17 protein-coding genes are annotated in these 20,041 nt (G+C 61.8%); 4 read left to right on the plus strand and 13 right to left on the minus strand.

Going from position 1 to position 20,041, the window contains the following annotated elements; translation table 11 throughout:
* The first annotated feature begins 10 nt into the window (after positions 1 to 10).
* The 3 genes from V9T28_RS00760 (at position 11) to V9T28_RS00770 (ending at position 3,406) form a co-directional block, all read left to right on the plus strand.
* Positions 11 to 1,327, plus strand: coding sequence for an FAD-binding oxidoreductase (locus tag V9T28_RS00760; RefSeq protein WP_245424234.1), 1,317 nt, complete (start codon positions 11 to 13; stop codon positions 1,325 to 1,327).
* Positions 1,320 to 2,069 carry an SDR family NAD(P)-dependent oxidoreductase gene (locus V9T28_RS00765; protein ID WP_116402639.1) on the plus strand — a complete coding sequence of 250 codons (750 nt, stop codon included), beginning with the start codon at positions 1,320 to 1,322 and terminating at the stop codon, positions 2,067 to 2,069. The genes V9T28_RS00760 and V9T28_RS00765 overlap by 8 nt, the downstream gene beginning before the upstream one ends.
* Before the next feature lie 80 nt (positions 2,070 to 2,149).
* Positions 2,150 to 3,406, plus strand: a complete 1,257-nt coding sequence (locus tag V9T28_RS00770; RefSeq protein WP_116402638.1) for a glycosyltransferase family 87 protein — start codon at positions 2,150 to 2,152, stop codon at positions 3,404 to 3,406.
* Positions 3,407 to 3,524: 118 nt separating this feature from the next.
* Here V9T28_RS00770 and V9T28_RS00775 read toward each other — a convergent pair whose 3' ends face one another.
* The 5 genes from V9T28_RS00775 to V9T28_RS00795 all read right to left on the minus strand — a co-directional run bounded on the left by V9T28_RS00775 (position 3,525) and on the right by V9T28_RS00795 (position 8,586).
* Positions 3,525 to 4,559, minus strand: a complete 1,035-nt coding sequence (locus V9T28_RS00775) for an ABC transporter substrate-binding protein (protein WP_339071800.1) — start codon at positions 4,557 to 4,559, stop codon at positions 3,525 to 3,527.
* Between the two features lie 78 nt (positions 4,560 to 4,637).
* Entirely contained in the window at positions 4,638 to 5,480 is an 843-nt protein-coding gene (locus tag V9T28_RS00780) for an ABC transporter permease (protein ID WP_339071801.1), read from the minus strand.
* On the minus strand, positions 5,477 to 6,319 hold the full coding sequence (locus tag V9T28_RS00785; protein ID WP_339071802.1) for an ABC transporter ATP-binding protein: 843 nt from the start codon (positions 6,317 to 6,319) through the stop codon (positions 5,477 to 5,479). The genes V9T28_RS00780 and V9T28_RS00785 overlap by 4 nt, the downstream gene beginning before the upstream one ends.
* A 198-nt stretch (positions 6,320 to 6,517) precedes the next feature.
* Positions 6,518 to 7,936: a sensor histidine kinase gene (locus V9T28_RS00790; protein WP_116400340.1), complete on the minus strand. Its 1,419-nt coding sequence runs from the start codon at positions 7,934 to 7,936 to the stop codon at positions 6,518 to 6,520.
* Positions 7,933 to 8,586, minus strand: a complete 654-nt coding sequence (locus V9T28_RS00795) for a response regulator transcription factor (protein ID WP_339071803.1) — start codon at positions 8,584 to 8,586, stop codon at positions 7,933 to 7,935. Before V9T28_RS00795 ends, V9T28_RS00790 begins: the two co-directional genes overlap by 4 nt.
* Before the next feature lie 93 nt (positions 8,587 to 8,679).
* Here V9T28_RS00795 and V9T28_RS00800 point away from each other — a divergent pair, with 93 nt between their 5' ends.
* The gene (locus V9T28_RS00800; protein ID WP_158554764.1) at positions 8,680 to 9,771 is read left to right on the plus strand and encodes an ABC transporter substrate-binding protein; all 1,092 of its coding nucleotides are present in this window, start codon (positions 8,680 to 8,682) and stop codon (positions 9,769 to 9,771) included.
* 536 nt (positions 9,772 to 10,307) lie between these two features.
* On the opposite strand, the gene V9T28_RS00805 is transcribed toward V9T28_RS00800, so the two are convergent.
* The 8 genes from V9T28_RS00805 to V9T28_RS00840 all read right to left on the minus strand — a co-directional run bounded on the left by V9T28_RS00805 (position 10,308) and on the right by V9T28_RS00840 (position 19,635).
* Complete coding sequence (locus V9T28_RS00805; protein WP_116400716.1) at positions 10,308 to 10,916, minus strand: alkylhydroperoxidase domain protein; 609 nt, start codon at positions 10,914 to 10,916, stop codon at positions 10,308 to 10,310.
* A gap of 17 nt (positions 10,917 to 10,933) precedes the next feature.
* Positions 10,934 to 11,533, minus strand: a complete 600-nt coding sequence (locus V9T28_RS00810; RefSeq protein ID WP_116400343.1) for a CMD domain protein — start codon at positions 11,531 to 11,533, stop codon at positions 10,934 to 10,936.
* Positions 11,530 to 12,585 (minus strand): putative FMN-dependent luciferase-like monooxygenase, encoded by a 1,056-nt coding sequence (locus V9T28_RS00815; protein WP_116400344.1) that lies wholly within the window; start codon positions 12,583 to 12,585, stop codon positions 11,530 to 11,532. The genes V9T28_RS00810 and V9T28_RS00815 overlap by 4 nt, the downstream gene beginning before the upstream one ends.
* Positions 12,582 to 14,285 (minus strand): dipeptide ABC transporter ATP-binding protein, encoded by a 1,704-nt coding sequence (locus tag V9T28_RS00820; RefSeq protein WP_116400345.1) that lies wholly within the window; start codon positions 14,283 to 14,285, stop codon positions 12,582 to 12,584. The genes V9T28_RS00815 and V9T28_RS00820 overlap by 4 nt, the downstream gene beginning before the upstream one ends.
* Entirely contained in the window at positions 14,282 to 15,121 is an 840-nt protein-coding gene (locus tag V9T28_RS00825) for an ABC transporter permease (RefSeq protein ID WP_116400346.1), read from the minus strand. The genes V9T28_RS00820 and V9T28_RS00825 overlap by 4 nt, the downstream gene beginning before the upstream one ends.
* Positions 15,118 to 16,062, minus strand: coding sequence for an ABC transporter permease (locus V9T28_RS00830; RefSeq protein ID WP_116400717.1), 945 nt, complete (start codon positions 16,060 to 16,062; stop codon positions 15,118 to 15,120). The genes V9T28_RS00825 and V9T28_RS00830 overlap by 4 nt, the downstream gene beginning before the upstream one ends.
* A 97-nt stretch (positions 16,063 to 16,159) precedes the next feature.
* A complete protein-coding gene (locus V9T28_RS00835) occupies positions 16,160 to 17,752 on the minus strand; it encodes a TIGR04028 family ABC transporter substrate-binding protein (protein ID WP_245424076.1) in 1,593 nt (530 codons plus the stop codon).
* A gap of 404 nt (positions 17,753 to 18,156) precedes the next feature.
* Complete coding sequence (locus V9T28_RS00840; RefSeq protein ID WP_116400347.1) at positions 18,157 to 19,635, minus strand: nucleobase:cation symporter-2 family protein; 1,479 nt, start codon at positions 19,633 to 19,635, stop codon at positions 18,157 to 18,159.
* Between the last annotated feature and the right edge of the window lie 406 nt (positions 19,636 to 20,041).

Consider the following 20,041-nt stretch of genomic DNA (forward strand, 5'->3'; position numbering starts at 1 on the left):
AAGCTTTACATTGGATCGCAATGTTCTTTCCTGGGGGCGAATAGACCGCGAACCGCAACATGTCGCTGCTCCCCGATTCCGCAGCGAACTTCCCGCGCTGATGGGATCTTCCCATGCCGGCCCCCGTCTCGCGGCGGGGCTGCGACGCTCCTATGGAGATTCCTGCCTAAACCGCAAGGGCGAGCTGATCGACATGCGCAATCTCGACCGGTTCATGGCGTTTGATCCGCAGAACGGGATTTTACGGGCTGAAGCCGGAGCGTCGCTTACGCAGATACTCGAATTAATTGTGCCCCATGGCTGGTTTGTGCCGACGACGCCGGGAACACAGTTTGTTACGCTGGGAGGGGCGGTTGCGAATGACGTGCATGGCAAGAATCACCATCGGGCGGGGACCTTTGGTTGTCATGTACGGAGCTTTGGGCTCGTGCGCGGGGACGGCTTTTGCGGGACAGTGGCGCGAGGCGATCATGCGCCCTTGTTTGCCGCAACGATTGGAGGTCTCGGGCTGACGGGCATCATCGATTGGGTCGAGATCGATCTTAAAAGGATACCGAGTTCATATCTCGACGTTGAAATCGTGCCCTTCGGTCAGCTCGACGAATATTGGAGTCTCGAACAGGACAGCCAAAATTTCGAGCATTCCGTAGCCTGGATCGACACGGCTGCGTCGCCACGCAAATTCGGCCGCGGCCTTTTCTCGCGGGCCAATTGGCGCAAGGACGACGTGTATGAGGTGCGCGATTCAAGTCGGGGGCTGAATGTGATGTTCGAGGCCCCCTCATTCCTGATCAACTCTTTCACCGTTGATGCCTTCAACGAACTTTATTGTCGCGTCAATCGCGGCAAATCCGGCGCCCGCCGGGAACATTATTCGTCTTTCTTCTATCCGCTGGACGCCGTTCACAATTGGAATCGGTTGTATGGATCGCGCGGGTTTTTCCAATATCAGTGTGTTGTCCCGCCCAATGTCGCGCGGAGCGCCATTGAACGCCTGTTGAAGGCCGTCATCCGATCTCGTCATCCGTCGTTTCTGGGTGTCCTGAAGTCCTTCGGCGATCGTTCATCGCCAGGGATGCTGTCGTTTCCTCGGCCAGGTACGACATTGGCTCTGGACTTTCCCAATCGCGGTCCGCAAACGCTCTCTCTGTTTTCGGAGTTGGACGTCATTGTCGCGGAAGCTGGGGGAGCTCTTTATCCCGCCAAGGACGGGCGGATGAGTTCGGATATGTTCCGCCGTTCGTTTTCGAGATGGAACGAATTCTGTGCATTGAGAGACCATGGGATGAGCTCCGATTTCTGGCAAAGGGTCGCCCAAAATGCGTGAGGAGCGGAAGCGCGTCGTCATTCTTGGTGCGGCGTCGGCGATTGCAGAGGCGACGGCGCGGATCTGGGCGCGCGACGGCGCGCGACTTGTTCTGGTGGCCCGCGATCCCGTGCAACTCGAGGCGATCGCCTTGAATTTGAAAAATCTTGGGGCGGGCGAAGTCCGGACGGTCACGCTTGATTGCGCTCGGGCCGATGCAGCCAAGGAACTCGGCAAAATGGCCGAGATGTTCGGCGGTCTGGATGTTGTGCTGGTCGCTTACGGCGTACTCCGTGATACGGCTGATCTGGATCGTCATCCGGCTGCAGCCGAAGAGCTTATCCAAACCAATTTTGCCAGTGCCGCCGCGTGGTGTATTGCCGCTGGCGCCATTTTTGAACGCCAGCGTTCGGGAACGCTTCTCGTCATCGGCTCGGTTGCCGGCGATCGCGGCCGGCGGTCCAATTTTCTATACGGCGCCTGCAAAGGCGGACTTGCGCGCCTGGTCGAAGGACTTGCGCATAAACTCGCGCCCGTGGGGGGGCGTGCGGTGATCATTAAGCCTGGATTTGTCGAGTCGGCGATGACAGCGTCCATGCAAAGGAAGGGCCCGCTTTGGTCCAAGCCGGACAAGATTGCCGCAATCATCGCCAAGGCAGCGCAACGCGGCGGGCCGGTTATTTACGCGCCCGGGTTTTGGCGCATGATCATGTTGGTTATCAGACATCTACCGATATTCGTGTTCAACCGGTTGAACATTTGACTGTTCGTGGGGGTGTTCACACTCCATCGGGTCGGCGATCGGGATGCTTGTGCGGTGACATACAAGGGGAAGGCAGTTGAATGTCCGTTGGCGAAGCGATTAGGCAGAACGGCGCATCGGCGTCGAAAGGCGTCAGGCCGGAACTGCTCCTTACGCTCATCTTTGTCCTTCAGTTGGCTCTGATGGCGGCAAGATATTTTGGCGCGCCCTTATCCGTGGAACCTCGAGGGCCGGCCGATTTCGACGATTTTCATCTCGTCGGTCAGGCCGTCTGGCGTGGCGATATTATGCAAGCATATGATCCTGTTTGGATGGCCAAAGCGCAGAAGGCGGCCTGGGACAAAGATATACATTTGCCTTGGACCTATCCGCCGATATTCGATTTGGTCGTTGCCGTGCTCGCGTTAGTGCCGGTCAGCTTTGCGTATACGATCTTCATGTCGTCAACATTTGCCGCTTATTTGATCGTTCTGAAAAAAATCGCAAAAGAGAATTTATTCTGGGTCCTTGTCCTGATCTGTCCGGCGATTTCCATCATGATCGGAGCCGGTCAGAACGGATTTCTGACCGGAGCGCTGGTCGGTTTGGCTTGCCTCGGATTGAAGTCCAATCGGTCCTGGGCAGGCGTTCCGCTTGGTATCATGGTGATAAAACCGCATCTTGCGATCGGGATCGGACTTTATGCGATCGTAAGCCGGCGTTGGAAGGTCATTTTTATTGCCGCGACAACAATCATACTTTTAAGTCTCGTCTCGACGCTCCTGATGGGACCATCGATTTGGATGGCTTTCATCGCCAGTGTTGGGGAAGCCCGAAATGGCCTGGCGCGCGGCGATTACCCGTTTTTTCGCATGGTATCGATTTATGCGGCGCTTTTCACCTTCGGCGTGCCTGTCACCATCGCCGCGTTGGTCCAGCTTGTTGTGGCGTGTTGCGCGATCGTCGGGGTGTGGTTTGCGAGTCGGCGCTTTCAACTCAATGTTGCGCTGGGGTTGGCGGCAATCTCCTCGGCGGCAATCAGCCCCTACATATATGATTACGATTTGCCCGTTTTTGGCATCGGCCTTGCGCTGCTCATGCCGGATATCAAGAAGGTCGTCACGACATTCGAGCAGATCGTTCTTTATGCGCTGTGCTTTTTTTCGTCCGCTTGGAGTCTGGGAGTTGTCACGGTTGACCTTATCCATGGAAAGTTAATGTCAACTCCCCTGTCCCAGAGCAAACTCGGAGAATGGCAGCCGCTTTCGCTGGGAGGCATTGCAGTCGTCGCGGCGCTGTTGCTGTGTTGGGTCTTCATGGTGCGGGAAAAGGCACGTTCATCTGAAGCAGCACTTTGAGCTGGTTGGTCGCTGCGGAATCGGTCAGCAACAACCTCTCGGCACTCTTCTCGCTTTAGCGACCAAATCGGGTCACCTTCTCCCGCGGCGAAGCTGCGGGAGAAGGGCTTAAAGCGACTTACTTGGTAAAGCCCAATTCCTTATTGGCCTTGATGACGTAGTCGTTTGTATAGGTCTTGGAAAGATCGACCTCGCCCTTGATCTTGCCGGCCTTGGTGAGCACGTCGAGCACGGTCTTGGGGCCGTCCTCCGGCATCATGCCGTCGGGCAGGAACTGGTCCTTGTCCTTGGTCAGCGCGTCGATGTAATCCTGCTTGGTGATGAGCTGGTTGCTGACGAAGTCCTTCGGCATGTTGTCGGCAATGTCGGCGGCGCTGTGGGTCGCGATCCAGTGCATCGTCTCGACCATGGCGGTCACCACCCGCTGGGTCTCTTCGGGATGCTTTTCCACCCAATCGGCGCGCACGATGATCGAGGCGGTCGGCCAGGTGCCGCCGAGCCATTTCTTCGTGCCCTCGGTGGTGGCAAGGTCGAAGGCCGAATAGCCGATGCCCTTCTTCTCGATCGCCGTCACGGTCGGCTGCGTGGTCATGCCGCAGACGATCTGGCCGTGCTGCAGGCCGGCGATCAGCGTCGCCCCGGCGCCGACCCCGAGCCGGCTGAACTGGTCCGAGGTCACGTCGCTGCGCGCGGCGAGATAGAGGGTCAGCGCGTCGGTGCCCGAGCCGATGTCGGTCACGCCCACCGTCTTGCCCTTCCAATCCGCCGGCGTCTTGACGTTCGAATCCTTGGCGCACATTTCCCGCTCGCCCGGCGCGCCCGACAATTGGATGATGTCGACGACCTTCTTGCCCTTCAGCTGGAAGTCGATCGTGTGATTGTACCAGGCGCCGGCCATGTCGACCTGGCCCGAGATCATCGCGTCTTCCGCGCCGACCGCGTCGTTCTCCGTCGACAGTTCCATCTCGATGCCGTGCTTCTTGAAGAAGCCGAGGTTCTGCGCCAGCTGATAGGGCAGATAGATCTGCTTATCGATGCCGCCGACCATCATCGACACTTTGAGGTCCGCGGCCTGCGCCGCGCCCATCAGGCCGGTGCCAAGCGCGGCCACGGCCGCGGCGCCGAACAGCCAATTGCGAAAATCCTGTTTCATCTTTCTCGTTCCTCCACATTGAACCTGAGCCGCGGCGGCTTCTTGGATGCCGCGGCGGGATAAAAACTCTTCTGCCTCTCAAGCGTCCTGCGCGGCGTTCGAGGATTTCGGCTTCTGCCAGGCCAGCAGCCGCTTCTCGACCCGCGCCATGATCGCCTCGACGCTCAGCACGATGGCGCCGATCACGAACATGCAGCCATAGACGCCCGGCGAGTCGAAATTGTTCTGCGAGAACTTGATCAGCAGTCCGAGGCCATGCTGCGCCCCCAGGATCTCGCCGACGATGGCGCCGACGATGGCAAGGCCGAGCGCCACATGCAGGCTGGCGATGATCCAGGTCAGCGCCGACGGCAGCACGACATTGCGCACCACATCGAGCCGCGAGCCGCCCAGGATGCGGATGTTGTTGACGAGGTTCGGATCGACGCTGCGCGCCCCCTGGAAGGCGTTGAAGAACACCACGAAGAACACCAGCACCGCCGCCAGCAGCGCCTTGGCCGGCAGGCCGAGACCGAGCCACATGACGAAGATCGAGCCGAGCACGATGCGCGGCACCGCGTTGAAGAACTTGATGTAGGGGTTGAACACGTCGGCGAGATAGTCGATCTGGCCGAGCAGAATGCCGAAGAACACGCCGCCGACGACCCCGAGCACGAAGCCGACCGCCGCCTCCCACAGGGTCACCAGCACCTGGTACCAGAACGAGCCGAGCGCCGTGCCGTTGATAAGCCAATCGACGAGGCGCACCACGACGCTGCTCGGCGAGGCGGAAATGAACGGATCGATCACTTCGAAATAGGAGAGGATCTGCCAGGTCGCCATCCAGAGCACGAACACGGCCACCTGGCCGATCAGCACCTTCTGGCGCCGGCTTTGCGCCGGGCTTTTCGCGGCGGGTGCGGATGAGGTGATCTCGCTCATGGCTTTGCCTTCCCTGCGGCGGCGGGAGCCGATTGGCGGGCATAGGTGCGCTGCACCTCGTCGCGCAAGGCCTCCCAGATCTGATGGTGCAATTCGAGAAAGCGCGGCGTGAACCGGATTTCCTGCAGCGGGCCGCGCGGGCGCGGCAGATCGATGTCGAACACCGCCTTGACCGTGCCGGGACCGGCGGTGATCACCACCACCTTGTCGGCAAGGCCGATCGCTTCCTCGAGGTCGTGGGTGACGAACAGCACGGACGGCCGGGTCTTTTCCCACAGCGACAATAATTCGTTCGACATGATGGCGCGGGTCTGCACGTCGAGCGCCGAGAAGGGCTCGTCCATCAGCAGCATCGTGGGCTTGTTGATGAGCGCCGCGGCGAGGCTCGCGCGCTTGCGCATGCCGCCCGAGAGCTGGTGCGGATAATGGTTCTCGAAGCCGGCGAGGCCGACGGTGCGCATCCAATCGCGCGCCATGGCGAGCGCGTCCTTGAGCGGCACTTTGTTGAAGATCGGCCCGAGGGCGACATTGGCGACAACCGAGCGCCAGGGCAGCAGCGCGTCCTGCTGGAACATGAAGCTCGTGCCCTTGGTGATGCCGTTGACCGGCTGGCCGGAGACGCTGACGCGCCCCTCGCTCGGACGCTCGAGCCCCGCCGCCATGGTCAAGGTGGTCGACTTGCCGCAACCCGTCGGCCCGACGATGGCGCAGAATTGGCCCGGCCGGATCTCGAGGGTCACATCGCGCAAGGCGGTCATGGTCTCGCCCACCGGCGACACGAACCTTTTGCTCACCCCCTCAAACGTTACCCCACCAAGCGCAGGCGCTCCCTCTGCCATCGGCTTCTCCTCCCTCTGTTGCCCGAGCCCCCGTCTGCGATCCCTCTCATCTCAGGGACGAAGCGGTCATGTCGGCGCCGAGCGGCGCCCATTCGGGCCGCTCTCGTTTGATCGTCGGGAAAATAAACCATCAACCTGTCAAAACGCTGTCACGGAGCGGTGGTCGCCAGATGGCCGTACGCTGTGCGCTTTACGGCGTCACGCTGGCGGGTGCGCGGCTTCCAGGGGGAAGCGCAGCAATGCCGTCAGGCCCTTGCCGCCTTCGCCGTCGGCCAGCGTCAGGGTTCCCCCGTTTTGTTCGGCCAGCAGCAGGGCGATGGAAAGGCCGAGACCGGCACCCGACGCCTTGCCTTTGGACGGGATGCGATAGAAGCGGTCGAAGACGCGTGCGCGCATCTCCGGCGGAATCCCAGGCCCGTCGTCAATGACGGCCACGGAGCGCCAATCGCCGGCGTTCGAGACCCGGATCGAAACCCGTCCTCCCGCCTCGTTATAGCGGATCGCATTGTCGACCAGATTGAGCAGGATCTCATGGATCATGCCGGCATTCGCCGCCACATCGGTTTCGCTCTGCTCGGCCTGAAAATCGAGATCGACGTCCCGCTGCGCCGCAATCGGCGAGAGCTGAGCCACCACGTCCGCCGCGACATCGGCCAGGTTGGTGCGCGAACTGTGCGTGTCTTCATGGGTGACAGCTACCTGGTCCGCGCGGGCGAGCGCGATGAGCTGGGTGATGAGACGCTCCAGATGAATCGCCGACCGCTCGATTTCGGTAATGGCCTGCGTCGCTGTCTCTTGCTGCAGGCCGGGGCGCTGCAGCAGCCGCAAATGCACCCACAGGGAGGCCAACGGCGTCTTCATCTGATGCGACGCATTGGCAGTAAAATCGCGGACGAGCTGAAAGGCGCGATCCAATCTGCCGAACAGGAGATTGATCGCCCGAACCGGCGACATGACCTCATCCGGGATCTCGCTTGTGTCCAAGGGCTGCAAATCTACGTTCATGCCGACGCCGCGCGCATCGATCTCGTGGCTGAGGGCGGCGAGCGGGCTCAACCCGCGCTCGACCGCGAACCAGCCGAAGATTGCGGCGGTCAGGATGAGAAGGGCTTCCAACCCGGCCAGGGCCATGTAGAGCTGGCGTTCCGTTTCCCGGCGCGCCAGCCGGGTCTCGGCGACTTCGATGACGATGGGTCCCGGCTTTCCGTAGATGAGGACGGGCAGGGCGGCGAGGCGAATGGAGCGCCCCAAATAGGTGAGATCGGCGTAACCGACCGTCCCAGGTTCGATGGCCGTCACGTTCATGCTCGGAAGGTCGGTATAACCGGTGACCGGTTTGCCCTGATAGGAGACGCGGTAGTAAATGCTGTCTGCTGCCGGGGTTTCGAGCATGCGCAGTGCGATCGCGGGCAGATCGACGACGATGTCGTCATCCTCGACCGCGACGCGTTCGGCGATCGCGCGGACCGAACCATCGAGAACGCGATCATGCGCCGCCTCGACCGTCCGGTTGATCAAAAGCGCGCCGCCCGCGCCGAGGACAATCGCCAGCGCGCTGGTCGGAAAGAGCAGTTTGACCAGCAGGGCGCGCCGAAGAGAGGTCGAACGGCGCGTCACTTCGTCTCCAAAAGATAGCCCAAGCCCCTGATCGTCCGGATTTTAGGCCCGTCCGGACCCAGCTTCTGCCGCAAGCGTCCCACATAAAGCTCGACCGCATTCGGCGCGACGGGCTCGTCGAAACCGAAGATTTCCGAGATCAGCCGTTCTTTGCGCACAAGCTTCCCGGCATGGGCCATCAGAACGGCGAGAACCGCCAGTTCACGCCGTCGCAGCGCAAGCGGGATTCCGTGGAGGGTTGCGCCGGAGGCGGCTGTGTCGAGCATCAGGGGGCCGCAGGTCAGGATCGGAGCCAACTTCCCTGTCTTCCGGCGCGCCAAGGCGCGCAACCTCGCTTCGAACTCGTCGATCTCGAACGGCTTGGTCAAATAATCGTCGGCGCCGAGATTGAGGCAGCGTACCTTTTCGCTGGTCAATTGTGTCGAGGTGAGAATCAGAACCGGAACATTCGATCCGCGGCGGCGCAATTGCCGCAGCACCTCGTCGCCGCCCTGGCCCGGCAGCGCCAGATCGATGACGATGACGCCATAATCCTCGGGGATCGCCACGTCGAACGCGTGCGCGCCATCCTCCTCCCAGTCGATGGCGAATCCTTCGGGGGCGAGGGCCTTTCGCACGCCCGACACCAACGAGGAATCGTCCTCAATCATTAAAATCCGCAACGCGCCCGCCCGTACCGGTGGTGTTGACAAATGAAATGGGAAATTATCACATCTCCCATGTGCTTCAAGAATGGTTGCCGGATGGAAACGCCGAACCCGGAAATGTCCCTCGTTCGCCGTACCAGCAGCATATTCGTCCTGATAATGCTGGTGCTGTTTCTTGCGCCCCGTGCCACCGCCCAGGAGCGGATCGCGCCCTCGCTTGTGACCGCCAATGCCACGACCACGCTGACAGTCTATGCGCAGGCGCCGCTGGCGCGGGTCCGTGACGTTCTGACCGGCTTTACCCATCTCAATCCGGACATCGCGGTCAAATATCTCGAGGTGAAAACCGGCCCGCTTTACAATGCCATGATTCGGCGCAAGGCCCCGGAGAAAATGCCGGACATCATCTGGAGTTCGGCCATGGATCGGCAGATCAAACTGGCCAACGACGGCTATGCGCTGCAATACGAGCCTTCCGAACTCGACCACCTGCCGCCGCAGCTGAACTGGAAAGACATCGCCTACGGCATCACCGCCGAGCCCGTGGTGATCGTCTACAACAAGCGGCTCCTGAGCGAAGCGCAGGTTCCGCACAGCCATGCAGAGTTGACGGAGGCGCTCGACCAAAATCAGGCGCTCTTCCGCGGCAAGGTCGGCACCTACGATCCGCAGGTCAGCGACACGGGCCTCCTGTTCGTCACGCAAGACCTCGCCGTCACCGCGCGAACCTGGGATCTCGTCGCGGCCATGGGCCATTGCAAAGTGAGGCTCTATCCGACTTCCGCCGGCATGATCGACGACGTGTCGTCCGGCCGCGTGCTGATCGCCTACAATGTGCTCGGCTCCTATGCCATGAAGCGGATGCAGCATGACCCCAATCTGGGGGTCGTGTGGCCGAGCGACTATACGTTGCTGATGTCCCGGGTTGCGCTCATCTCAAAAGCCTCGCGCAATCAAGAGGCGGCCAAGCGTTTCCTGGACTATCTGCTTTCGGAGGACGGGCAGACGCGGCTTGCCCATGACGGCCTGGGCCGGGTGCGGGATGGGCTGCAATTCCCCGATATTTCCGTTCCTGTCGACGCGTCTGCGCTCAGGCCCATCGCCATGAACATCGATCTCCTCGTCTATTTGGACCAGGCCAAACGCGAGGCCTTCCTGAAACAATGGCGCAAATTGATCGACGGGTAGATCGAGCGAAGCCGATTATCGTCGCGGAGGTAGCTGAATCGCACGAACGGTTATGGTGCGATACGTCTTGAAGCGGGTAGCGACGGTTGAGAGCTCTTGCTCGGGTCAAGCCCTCTGGAGCTTCCACGGCGATAAGTGCCATGAGCAAAGCCGACGGGCGGCCTTTGCATCGCCTCGCCAGACCTTAATGCCAGCACAACGGTTCCGGTCGCTCCGCGATCAGAATGTCGGCCGACGTGCCGTATTTCTTACGAAAATCGGTGACGCATGTTCCTTGAATTGCCAAATAGCGTGCAATATTTTCGTCGCTGAGGCCCAGATCGATCAAAGTTGCCAATGTTAATTTCGGCCAAGGGCCCAAGCGATCGAATGCTCGTCTTGTCGGCTCATGTCTCATAGCCTTTCCCACGACAGCCTCCTCCGTGCTCGCTCGTTTGATCAGGATTCTGGCGCGCCCGGCCACGATTTCCAGTCCCCCTGGGCGACGATCCGATGCGCAATGGATGCGCAGGCTTGGCGCCGCCCTGGTATGCGTGTCACGCGTGCTTGATCTTCGGCACGCCGAGCGACAGCATCAGCCGGTTGGCCCAGTTGAAAAACGCCGCACTGTGAATCACGTCGCTGATGGCGTCGCCATCGAGGCCGGCGTCGCGCAAGCGCCGGACATGGTCCGAGCCGAATGTTGAAGGTGTCGCCGAAAGCGCCACGGCTGCCGCGACAATCGCGTCCCACCGTCCATCGATCGGCGCGCCGACGCCTTCGTCCAGCAGGCGCTGCACATCCTCGCTGCGCTTCGAGAATTGCGTGGCGAAACGCGCATGCACTGACGCGCAGAAGATGCAGCCGTTGAAGCGCGACGTCGCCGTTGCCGCAAGTTCGCGCTCGGCGCGCGGCAGTCCGGCTTTCGGATTGTAGAAAATGTCCTTGTCGGTTTTGGTGCGCGCCTGCAAAATATCCGGGTCGCGGGCGAGCAGCATGAAATAGGCCGATTTGGCCCGTGACGCATCGACGAGGCCGGCCCAATGGCGGTCGGTCAAATCGGATTCCTGCAACGGTTCGAGCCACGGCTCCCAGCCGAGTTCGTCTTGCGTGAAGGCCACGGGCTCCGTGTCGGCGACGACCTTGCGAGGTGCAACCTTTGCCATTTCTGCCTCCTTCATCCTTACGCTGCGCGAAGGGCCCGCAATCCGGCTACGACGCGAATTTGAAAGCTCAAGAAGCTCACGAGCTGCGACAATGTGACGATGTCATTTTCGGAAAATTTGACGTCGAGCAGCGCGTGGAGCGACGCGGCCTTCGCATCGCGCGGATGAAACACCAGCAGATGCGCGTGTTCGAGTGCGGCGGCCAGGCGCGCGCCGAGGAGTGCCTGGTGCGTCGGCAGGACCCGATAGTGCGGGCCGTTCTTGTTCTCGCGGACAAGCGGCCCGGAGGGATAATGGCCATAAGGTCCCTGTGCGGTGCCGCGCACAGCTTCGCGGTCGATCAGATCGGCGAATTCTGGCGCCGCGCTATGATGCAGCAGCCCGTCGCGGTAGAAGGCGGCAATATCGTCCGCGCCGTGCAAGCCGGCGACGAAGGTCGCGACGGCGAAGCGCTCGCGCAACGCGAGCGTGCCCGCGTCCCGCGGTTCGAACAACGCGAGATAGCTCTTTTGTGCGTTCTCGCGCGCCTCGGGCCGGTGGCGCCGGATCGCGTCGAGCCGCGAGTCCGCGGCGATGCCGGTCAGATGGTCGATCACATCGGCAATGGGTTCACTCATGCGGTTTCCTTCTCGGGGAGCGCGACGTGCGGTGCAGGGGTTGTTGGGCTTGGACCAGGCCAGCCGAGGGCCGGGGCGACCTTGCGGGCGGCGAGTTCGATCGACCGCAGGATCAGGGGATGCGGCGGGTCGACCGAATGAACCTGGAAGACGAGGTCGGTCACGCGGGACAGGGTTTTGTCGGTTGCAAGCGACTCGATCACCTCGTCTGGCGTGCCGAGATGCACATCCATGCCAGCGATGAAATCGTCGAGCGTGTCGCCAGGCATGATCTGGCCCATCGCGGCAAAACGAGCCGCGATGCGCCTGAGGCCGATCTCGGCGTAGCGCCGGGCCTCGGCCCGGCTGTCGGCGACAAACACGCTGCGCGACGCCACTATGCGCGGCGCCCGCCCGGGCGGCAGCGCGGCGAGATAGGCATCGATGATCGGGTTTTGCAGATCGGCAAGGGTGGCCTGCGGCGCGTCCTGGCCGCGCGGCTGGGTGCGCGACAGCATCAAACCGTCGCCGGCGACACCGGCGCGCGCACCGCCCGCTGCAGAAAACGTCGCCTGCCACACCCGGTCGATCAGATGCGGCGCGGCGGGATAGAGGCGTGGGCCGTTCGCGCCGCCGAGCGGCCGGCCGGTCCAAGAGTCGAGCACGATGCGCAAATGCGCGCCGAAAATCTCCGACCGCTGCGCGCTGTCGAGACCGAAGGCGGTGAAGGCGGACGGCGTGCCTCCCGTGCCCATGCCGACCTCGAGCCGCCCACCGGACAGAAGATCGAGCACGGCCGTGTCTTCGGCGACGCGTACGGGATTTTCGAGCGGCAGCGTGATGATGCCGGTGCCGAGGCGAATGCGCGAGGTTTGCGCCGCGACCTGCGCCAGAAACACCAGCGGTGCGGGTAGCCCGCCCTCATCCGCATCAAAATGATGCTGCGCGACCCACGCGCTGTCGAAGCCGAATCGTTCCGCGGTGACGATCTGCTCCGTGGCGAGGCGGTAGCGCTCCTGCGCATCCACGTCATCGAGAAGCCGCGTGAAAAAACCAAGTCGTTTGGCGCTCATAACGTATAGGCCTTTGCGGTTGAGCCGTGTTCAAACGCCATCAGAGACGGGCCTTCGCCGGGCGCCGCGGGCGCTCTGAAGGATTGTCCGGGAATCGCTTCGAGCAGCGTGCGCGTATAAGGGCTTGCGGGATGGGCGAATACGTCCTCGACCTTGCCGCTTTCCATCACACGCCCGTTGTGCAGGACCGAAACCGTATCGGCGATCTGGCGCACGACCGCGAGATCATGCGAAACGAAGAGATAGGTGAGGCCGAGCGCGCGCTGCAATTCGTCGAGCAAAGTGAGGATTTGTGCCTGTACGGTCACGTCGAGCGCCGATACCGCTTCGTCGAGCACGAGGATTTGTGGTTCGAGCACGAGTGCGCGGGCAATGGCGACGCGCTGGCGCTGACCGCCCGACAGGGCAAGCGGCGTACGATTGTGGAGGCTTGAAGGAAGACCGACGCGCTCGATGAGCCCGGCCACTTTGCGCTCCCGCTCGGCCTTGTCGCCGAGAGCGAAATTCAAAAGCGGTTCCTCGATGATCTGAAAAATCGTCTGGCGCGGATCGAGGGAATTGTAAGGGTTCTGATAGACGAGTTGAATCTTGCGCCGGAACTGGCGCAACGCTTCGCCCCGCAAACTGGTCCAGTCCGTGCCGTCGACGAGAATGCGCCCTGCGGTCGGCTTCAGCAGGCCGACGACATTGCGCGCGATCGTCGTTTTGCCCGAGCCCGATTCGCCGACGATGGCGTGGGTCGTGCCGCTGCGCACGGTGAGCGATACATCGTCCACCGCGCGAAAGGCCCGACGCCGCTCGACGACGAAGTCTTGCACCAGATGCTCGACGATGATCGCATTACCGGCCGTTTGCGACACGGGCGGGCGCGGCGGGCGGTTGACGGCGCGGGCGAGCGACGGCGCATCGGCGAGCAATTGTTCAGTATAGGCGCTGTACGGCGCGGCGATGATCGCGCCGGTTGCGCCTTGCTCGCGAATCTCGCCATTTTGCAGCACGATCAGGCGGTCGGCCCGGTCGGCGGCAACGCCGAGATCGTGGGTAACGAGAAGAACCGCCGTGCCATAGGCGCGTCGCAGATCGTCGATGAGATCGAGAATGCGCTTTTGCACGGTGACGTCGAGCGCGCTCGTCGGTTCGTCCGCGATGATCAGCGCCGGCCGCATGGCAATGGCGATGGCGATCAGGACGCGCTGGCGCATGCCGCCCGAAAGCTCATGCGGAAATTGTTTGGCGCGCAATTCGGGCTGCGACAACCCGACGCGCGCGAGCAGTTTCACCACTTGCGCTTCGACGACGGCCGAGCGCGCCCGTTCGTGGATCTGCATGATTTCGGCGATCTGCTTGCCGATCGGCACGACGGGATTGAGCGAACTTGCCGGATCCTGCGGAATGAGGCTGATGCGCGCGCCGCGGATGGCATTGAGCTCTCGTTGCGGCAGGCGGGAAATATCGTTGCCGTTCAGGCGAATCGTGCCGCGGTCGAGGCGGCCGTTGCTCGGCAAGAGGCCGATGATCGCTTGCGCCGTCGTGGTCTTGCCAGATCCGGATTCGCCGACCAGCGCGACGATCTCGCCGGGCTGGATGGCGAAGGATACGCCGCGCACGACCTGCGTATCGTTTTCGTCGCTGCGGTAGGAAACAGCCAGATCGCTCACTTCCAGCAGCGGCGGGCGTGGTGTTGTCGCGTTGTTACTCATGCCGTCCTCTTGCGCATGGATTGGCTTATCCGGTTTGCGGACAGCACGAGCAACACGATAGCAATGCCTGGAAAGGTCGTCAGCCACCAGGCCGTCGAGATGTAGTTGCGCCCTTCCGCCACCAAGAGGCCCCACTCGGGCGTCGGCGGCGGCGCGCCATAGCCGAGAAAGCCCAAGGTCGCGGTCAGGATGATCGCCGTGCCGAATTGCAACGCCGCATAGGCGATCACGGCGGTAAGGGAATTGGGCAGCACGTGCCGCCACAATACTTTGCCGAACGTGCCGCCGCTGCCGAACGCAGCCTCAACATAATCGCTGCGCCGCACGCGCATGACTTCCGAGCGCGCGAGGCGGGCGAAATGGGCGATCGAGGTTGCACCGACTGCGAGTGCGACTTGAAGGGTGCCAAATCCGAGAAAGATGATGAGGCTCATGGCGAGCAGCAGGTCGGGGATGGCCAGGAGCACGTCAACCAGCCGCATGATCGCGTCGTCGATGCGATTGTTGAGCGAGCCCGCGAGAAGGCCGAGCAGCGTGCCGAAAATCGATCCTACCGCAACCGCAAGAAAAGCGCCGGCGAGTGAGTGAACGGCGCCGTAGATGATGCGGGCCAAAACATCGCGACCGATTTGATCCGTGCCGAGCGGGTGCGCCACGCTCGGTGGCAGAAGCTGCTGGCCGGCGATTCCTTCCGTGCCGCTATAGGGCGTGAAAGCCCAAGGCACGATGGCCCACAGCGCCACGATGGCAACGACGAGCCAGGCAAGAATCAAACCAGGCTGAAGTCTTGGGCGCCGAAAGGCCGGCGCGCGAAGATCGCTTTGCAACACGCTCATGGCGTCGCTCCGATCTTCCGGCCGAGGCGCGGATCGAGCAGCGGAAAAATCACATCGACGAGGAGATTGATGAGAACGAAAGCCAAAGCTGACAGCAGGACGATCGCCTGCAGCACCGATGTGTCTTCGTTCAGCACTGCTTTCGCGGTCAATGTGCCGAGGCCGTCGAGGCCGAAGACCGTTTCGGTGACGATGGCGGTGACGAGCAGCCGCCCAAGCAGAATGCCCGCGATGGTGAGGGCGGGGAGAATGGCATTGCGCGCGATATGCCGCCACAACACGCGGCTATGCGAAGCACCCTTGGCGCGCGCCACCGCCACGAAGGGCTGCGCCTTCACGTCATCGATACTGCGCAGCAGAATTTGCGCGAGCGGCGCCGAAATCGGCACGGCGACGGTGAGGACGGGGAGGATCAAGCCCTGCCATTCGCCCGGATTGATGACCGGAATGAGCTTCAGGCGGAAGGATACGATCTGGATGAGGATGATGCCGAGCCAGAAGGACGGGATCGAGGTGAACAGCGCCGGCAGCGCGGCGAGGGTCGAGCGCAGCCACGCCCATTCGGTCAGATGGGCTGCAAAGGCAATGGCGAGGGCGAAAATCACCGCGAGGAGAAAGCTGAGAGCGGTCAGGCGCAAGGTGACGGGGAGGTTCGTGGCAAGTTGTTCGCTGACCGGCACGCCGTCTTGAATCGAATAGCCTAAGTTGCCGGTCATGATATTGCCGATCGCGTGCAGATATTGCTGCCACAACGGGCTATCGGCCCCATAGGAGGCGCGGATGGCAGCGATCTGCTCGGGGCTCAAGCCGAGATCCGGATTTTGAAACTTGATCATGATCGCATCGCCCGGCATCGCCTGCAGCAGGATGAAGGAAACGGTGAACGCCGCCCACAGCACGAACAGCGCCTGCCCAAATCTGCTTGCCACATAATGCAACATCGCGGTTCTCGTATCGGTCTGCGCGCGGCAGACGGGGTTACGCCAACGGAGCGAACCCTTCTCGCGCGTCATCGCGCAGGAGAAGGTTTTTCACGTCTCAATGCTTGTCGAGCCAGACGCTATAAAAACTCGGCCGGCCCACGGCTTCGAAGGCGATGCCTTTCGTATAGGGCGCGCCGGCAAAGACCTGCGGCTCTTCGAAAATCGGCACCACATAGGCTTGGTCGATCAGATAGTTCTGCGCGGTGCCGGCATCGGCGAGGCGCTTAGCGCTGTCGGTCTCTGCTGCGACAGCCTCAAGATGGCCGTTCAGGGTCGGGTCGATGAAGTTTTGCACCTTCGCGCTTTGGCCGTCCTTTTGCAGCAGCACGTCGCGGTTCTTCGGATAGAATTGGCTCTTGATGACGTCAGGGTCGGCGCGACCGACTTCCACCACGACCGCAGGCGTTTTTTGGGGGTCGAGATTATCGGTGACCGCGCTTGCGGCGTTGCCCGGCAGCACGTTCACCTTGACACCGACCTTCGCCCATTGCTGGCCGAGCAATTGCAGCACGGCCTTGTTCTGTGGCTGTGGCGGCGATTCATACAATCTCAGCGACAGGGTTTCTCCGTCTTTGTGCCGCAGGCCGTCGGGTCCAAGGGCCCATCCGGCATCGTCCAGCAATTTCTTCGCGGCGTCCGGATCATAGGCGAGCTTCGCCGAGAGATCGACATAGCCGGCCGCTTTGGACGAGATGACCGAGGTCGCTTGCGGATAATTGGCCGAGAACAGGGTAGCGACGATTTCCTTGGCGTCGGTTGCATGTAGCAAAGCCTGGCGCACGCGCAGGTCCGCGACGAGCGCGTTATCGGGGCGGAAGGCGACACCGTCGTTCACGCCGCGCGTCGGCGCGGCATAGATCGGGAAATCCTGCGCCGAAACCTGCTTCTCGTCATAGGCCTGCAACTGGCGCATGAAATCGGCCTGGCCTGCAAGCAATGAGCCGATCCGCACGCTGTCCTCCGGCGTGATGATGTATTTGATGCCGTCGAGATAGGCCGGGCCCTGATGCGCCAGCGTTTTCGGCCCCCAGGCATAATCCTTGCGCGCTTTCAGGTCGAGTTCCTTGCCCAGGGTCTCGTTGCTGACCACGAAAGGCCCGGAGCCGACGATGTTGGTCGCCTTGCCAAGCTCGTCGAACGGCCGCGCGAGGGTCGCGAGCGAGACGAGGCCCGAGCCGATCACCGACGTGCCCTGCAGAAAGCCCGGCGAGGGCCTCTTGAAAGTGAATTTCACCGTGCGGGAATCGATGACTTCGCTGTGATCGTAATTGTTGATCACTTCCGAGACGGGCAGCTTGAGGGCCGGATTGCCGAGGCCGAACGTGTCGTAGTTTTTCGCCACTGCATTGGCGTCGAGCGGGGTTCCGTCCGAGAAGGTCACGCCGTCGCGGATCTTGAACGTATATTCGGTGTCATCCGCATTCACCGTCCAGGATTCGGCGATCCACGGCTCGATCTTGAGGGTTTTCGGGTCCTGATAGGTCAGCTTGTCGGTGATCTGATTGAGCACGCCGCCGTTCGGATAAAAGCCGCCGGCCGGCGGGTAGAGATTGGTGTGCGGCTGCTGCTCCAGATAGATCAGCGTGCCGCCCTTGACCGGCGCGTCCTCCGCGCGGGCGACGGTTGCGGCGAGAGCCAGTGCACCCAAGAGGGCGGTCGATGCGGCGAGTTGGCGGATCCCTGTCGAATACCTCAAGTGCCTGGCTCCTTTGGCAAATCTGTCGCGTCGCCATTCAGTTGAATGGCGCTGTGATATAATATTATATATTTTATAGAATTACTTTATTGAAATTGAATGACGATGCCAAGCCAAATTTTGACGCGCCCATATGGCTCTGTGTGAGGGCGCCCGTCGCGGATCGTGAACGGAAATGCGGTCCGGGAGGAAATAGGGCGACGGCCGGCAAGGGGAAGGCGCGCCGGCCTAGCTACGCCCGCTCTGGAAGAGACGTCAGGATCAGGCTACAAAAGCATGTGGCGGCTTGCCCTTGTCCGAAGGGCAGCCGCCACAATTCTGATCGCGTCCTGTCGTTTCGCGTCGGATCCGTCGTCTCAGTGTGCGTCGTGCACGATCTGCACCGGCTTGCCCTTCGCGTCGTAGAGCTGGCCGTCAAGGAAATAATCGCCCTCGTGCAAGCCGGCCACGTCCTGGTAGCGCAGGATGCGTTCCGAGGCCGCGACGAACACCGATTGCTGGTCGGAATTGCCGAGTTTGAGATGGTTGAACAGCAGGTTCAGCGCAATCGCCATGATGGCCGCCGAGCTGATGCCGGAATGGAAGATCGTGCTGAACCAGGCGGGGAAATGTTCGTAGAATTGCGGCGCGGCAATCGGGATCATGCCGAAGCCGAGCGAGGTCGCGACGATCACGAGATTCATGTTGTTGGCATATTCGACCTTCGACAGCGACCGGATGCCGCTCGCCGCCACCGTGCCGAACAGAACGAGCCCCGCACCGCCGAGAACCGAAGCGGGCACCGCCGCGATCACCCGGCCCATGACAGGCAGCAGGCCGAGCGTCACCAAAATCAGGCCGGCGCAGGCGACGACATAGCGGCTTTTCACGCCGGTCACGGCGACAAGGCCGACATTTTGCGCGAAGGCGCTTTGGGTGAACGAGCCGAAGATCGGCGCGATCAGGCTGGAGAGCATGTCGGCGCGCAAGCCGTCGCCGAGCCGATGCGAATCCACTTTCGTGCCGATGATTTCGCCGATCGCGAGAATGTCGGCCGAGGTTTCCACCAAGGTGACGATGATGACGATCACCATGGAGATCGTGGCGGCCGCACCGAAGCTCGGCAGGCCGAAGTGAAACAGCGTCGGCAGCGCGAAGATCGGTCCCTCAGTTATCTTGGAGAAATCGGCCATGCCGAGAAATGTGGCGATGATCGTGCCGATGATCATGGATAGCAAAATCGACAGGCGCGAGATGGCGGCGCTGCCGACCTTGCTCAGGATGAGAACGAACGCCAGGGTCATCCCGGCGAGGCCGATATTGGCGACGCTGCCAAACCCTGGCGCGTTGTTGTTGCCGCCCATCGCCCAGCGGGCGGCGACCGGCATTAGTGTCAGGCCGATCGTAGTGATGACGATGCCGGTGACGAGCGGCGGGAAGAACTTGATGACGCGCGAAAAGACCGGCGTGATCAGCAAGCCGCAGAGTGATGCCAGCATCACCGCGCCCAGCACCGCCGGCAAGCCGCCGCCGTCCTTTGCAGCGACGATCGTCGTCATGGTGGCGACGCCGGCGAAGGAAACGCCTTGCACCAGTGGTAATTGGCAACCGAAGAAAGGAATACCGATCGTCTGCAGGATCGTGGCCAGACCGCCGGCAAAGAGCGATGCGGTGATCAGGAGCCCGATGTCGGCGGGCGAGAGGCCGGCGGCCTGGCCCAGAATGAGCGGGACGGCGACAATGCCGCCATACATGGTCAGAACGTGCTGAAAGCCATAGGCAAGGTTAGCGAAAATGCCGAGATGCCCGTCCTCCGGGCGCGACGCGTCCAATCCTTGTGCTTGCGTCTCAGTCAAACGAGCCTCCCTACTGGTTCGATTGCGCAATGGAAAAGTTTATTCCCCAAATCGGGGGCAAGGAATAGACGCGCGGGAGACGAAGGATTTTCGCATGGAAAATGAAAATCACCGGCTGCCCCGTCGCCCGCCGCTTTCCAAATTCCTTTGAAAGACCTTCAACGCCGCATGGGCGTCTGGACGCTTGTGCAAAGCGACCGATCGCCCCAAGCTTGCCTGCCTGTCATGGACGGGTCCGGAAAATACAGCCGCCGCAATTGCAAGGCGCACCGGAATGGCCTGTCGGCCAATGATTTGGGGAGCAACGCCAAGCACAGCGATCACCGAGACGCGCAGGCTGCATGAGCTTGCGGGCACGGTCGTTCGCGCGGATGGGCGCGGCTCACTCGGAACCGAGGGAGGAGAA

Source organism: Methylovirgula sp. 4M-Z18 (assembly GCF_037890675.1).
Lineage (GTDB): Bacteria > Pseudomonadota > Alphaproteobacteria > Rhizobiales > Beijerinckiaceae > 4M-Z18.

Bases quoted from the DNA above. Each gene is read 5' to 3' on its own strand.
- V9T28_RS00825 (WP_116400346.1), bottom strand. From the start codon at position 15,121: ATGAGCGTGTTGCAAAGCGATCTTCGCGCGCCGGCCTTTCGGCGCCCA.
- V9T28_RS00770 (WP_116402638.1), top strand. From the start codon at position 2,150: ATGTCCGTTGGCGAAGCGATTAGGCAGAACGGCGCATCGGCGTCGAAA.
- V9T28_RS00785 (WP_339071802.1), bottom strand. From the start codon at position 6,319: ATGGCAGAGGGAGCGCCTGCGCTTGGTGGGGTAACGTTTGAGGGGGTG.
- V9T28_RS00795 (WP_339071803.1), bottom strand. From the start codon at position 8,586: ATGATTGAGGACGATTCCTCGTTGGTGTCGGGCGTGCGAAAGGCCCTC.
- V9T28_RS00820 (WP_116400345.1), bottom strand. From the start codon at position 14,285: ATGAGTAACAACGCGACAACACCACGCCCGCCGCTGCTGGAAGTGAGC.
- V9T28_RS00805 (WP_116400716.1), bottom strand. From the start codon at position 10,916: ATGGCAAAGGTTGCACCTCGCAAGGTCGTCGCCGACACGGAGCCCGTG.
- V9T28_RS00775 (WP_339071800.1), bottom strand. From the start codon at position 4,559: ATGAAACAGGATTTTCGCAATTGGCTGTTCGGCGCCGCGGCCGTGGCC.
- V9T28_RS00765 (WP_116402639.1), top strand. From the start codon at position 1,320: ATGCGTGAGGAGCGGAAGCGCGTCGTCATTCTTGGTGCGGCGTCGGCG.
- V9T28_RS00780 (WP_339071801.1), bottom strand. From the start codon at position 5,480: ATGAGCGAGATCACCTCATCCGCACCCGCCGCGAAAAGCCCGGCGCAA.
- V9T28_RS00810 (WP_116400343.1), bottom strand. From the start codon at position 11,533: ATGAGTGAACCCATTGCCGATGTGATCGACCATCTGACCGGCATCGCC.
- V9T28_RS00815 (WP_116400344.1), bottom strand. From the start codon at position 12,585: ATGAGCGCCAAACGACTTGGTTTTTTCACGCGGCTTCTCGATGACGTG.
- V9T28_RS00800 (WP_158554764.1), top strand. From the start codon at position 8,680: ATGGAAACGCCGAACCCGGAAATGTCCCTCGTTCGCCGTACCAGCAGC.
- V9T28_RS00830 (WP_116400717.1), bottom strand. From the start codon at position 16,062: ATGTTGCATTATGTGGCAAGCAGATTTGGGCAGGCGCTGTTCGTGCTG.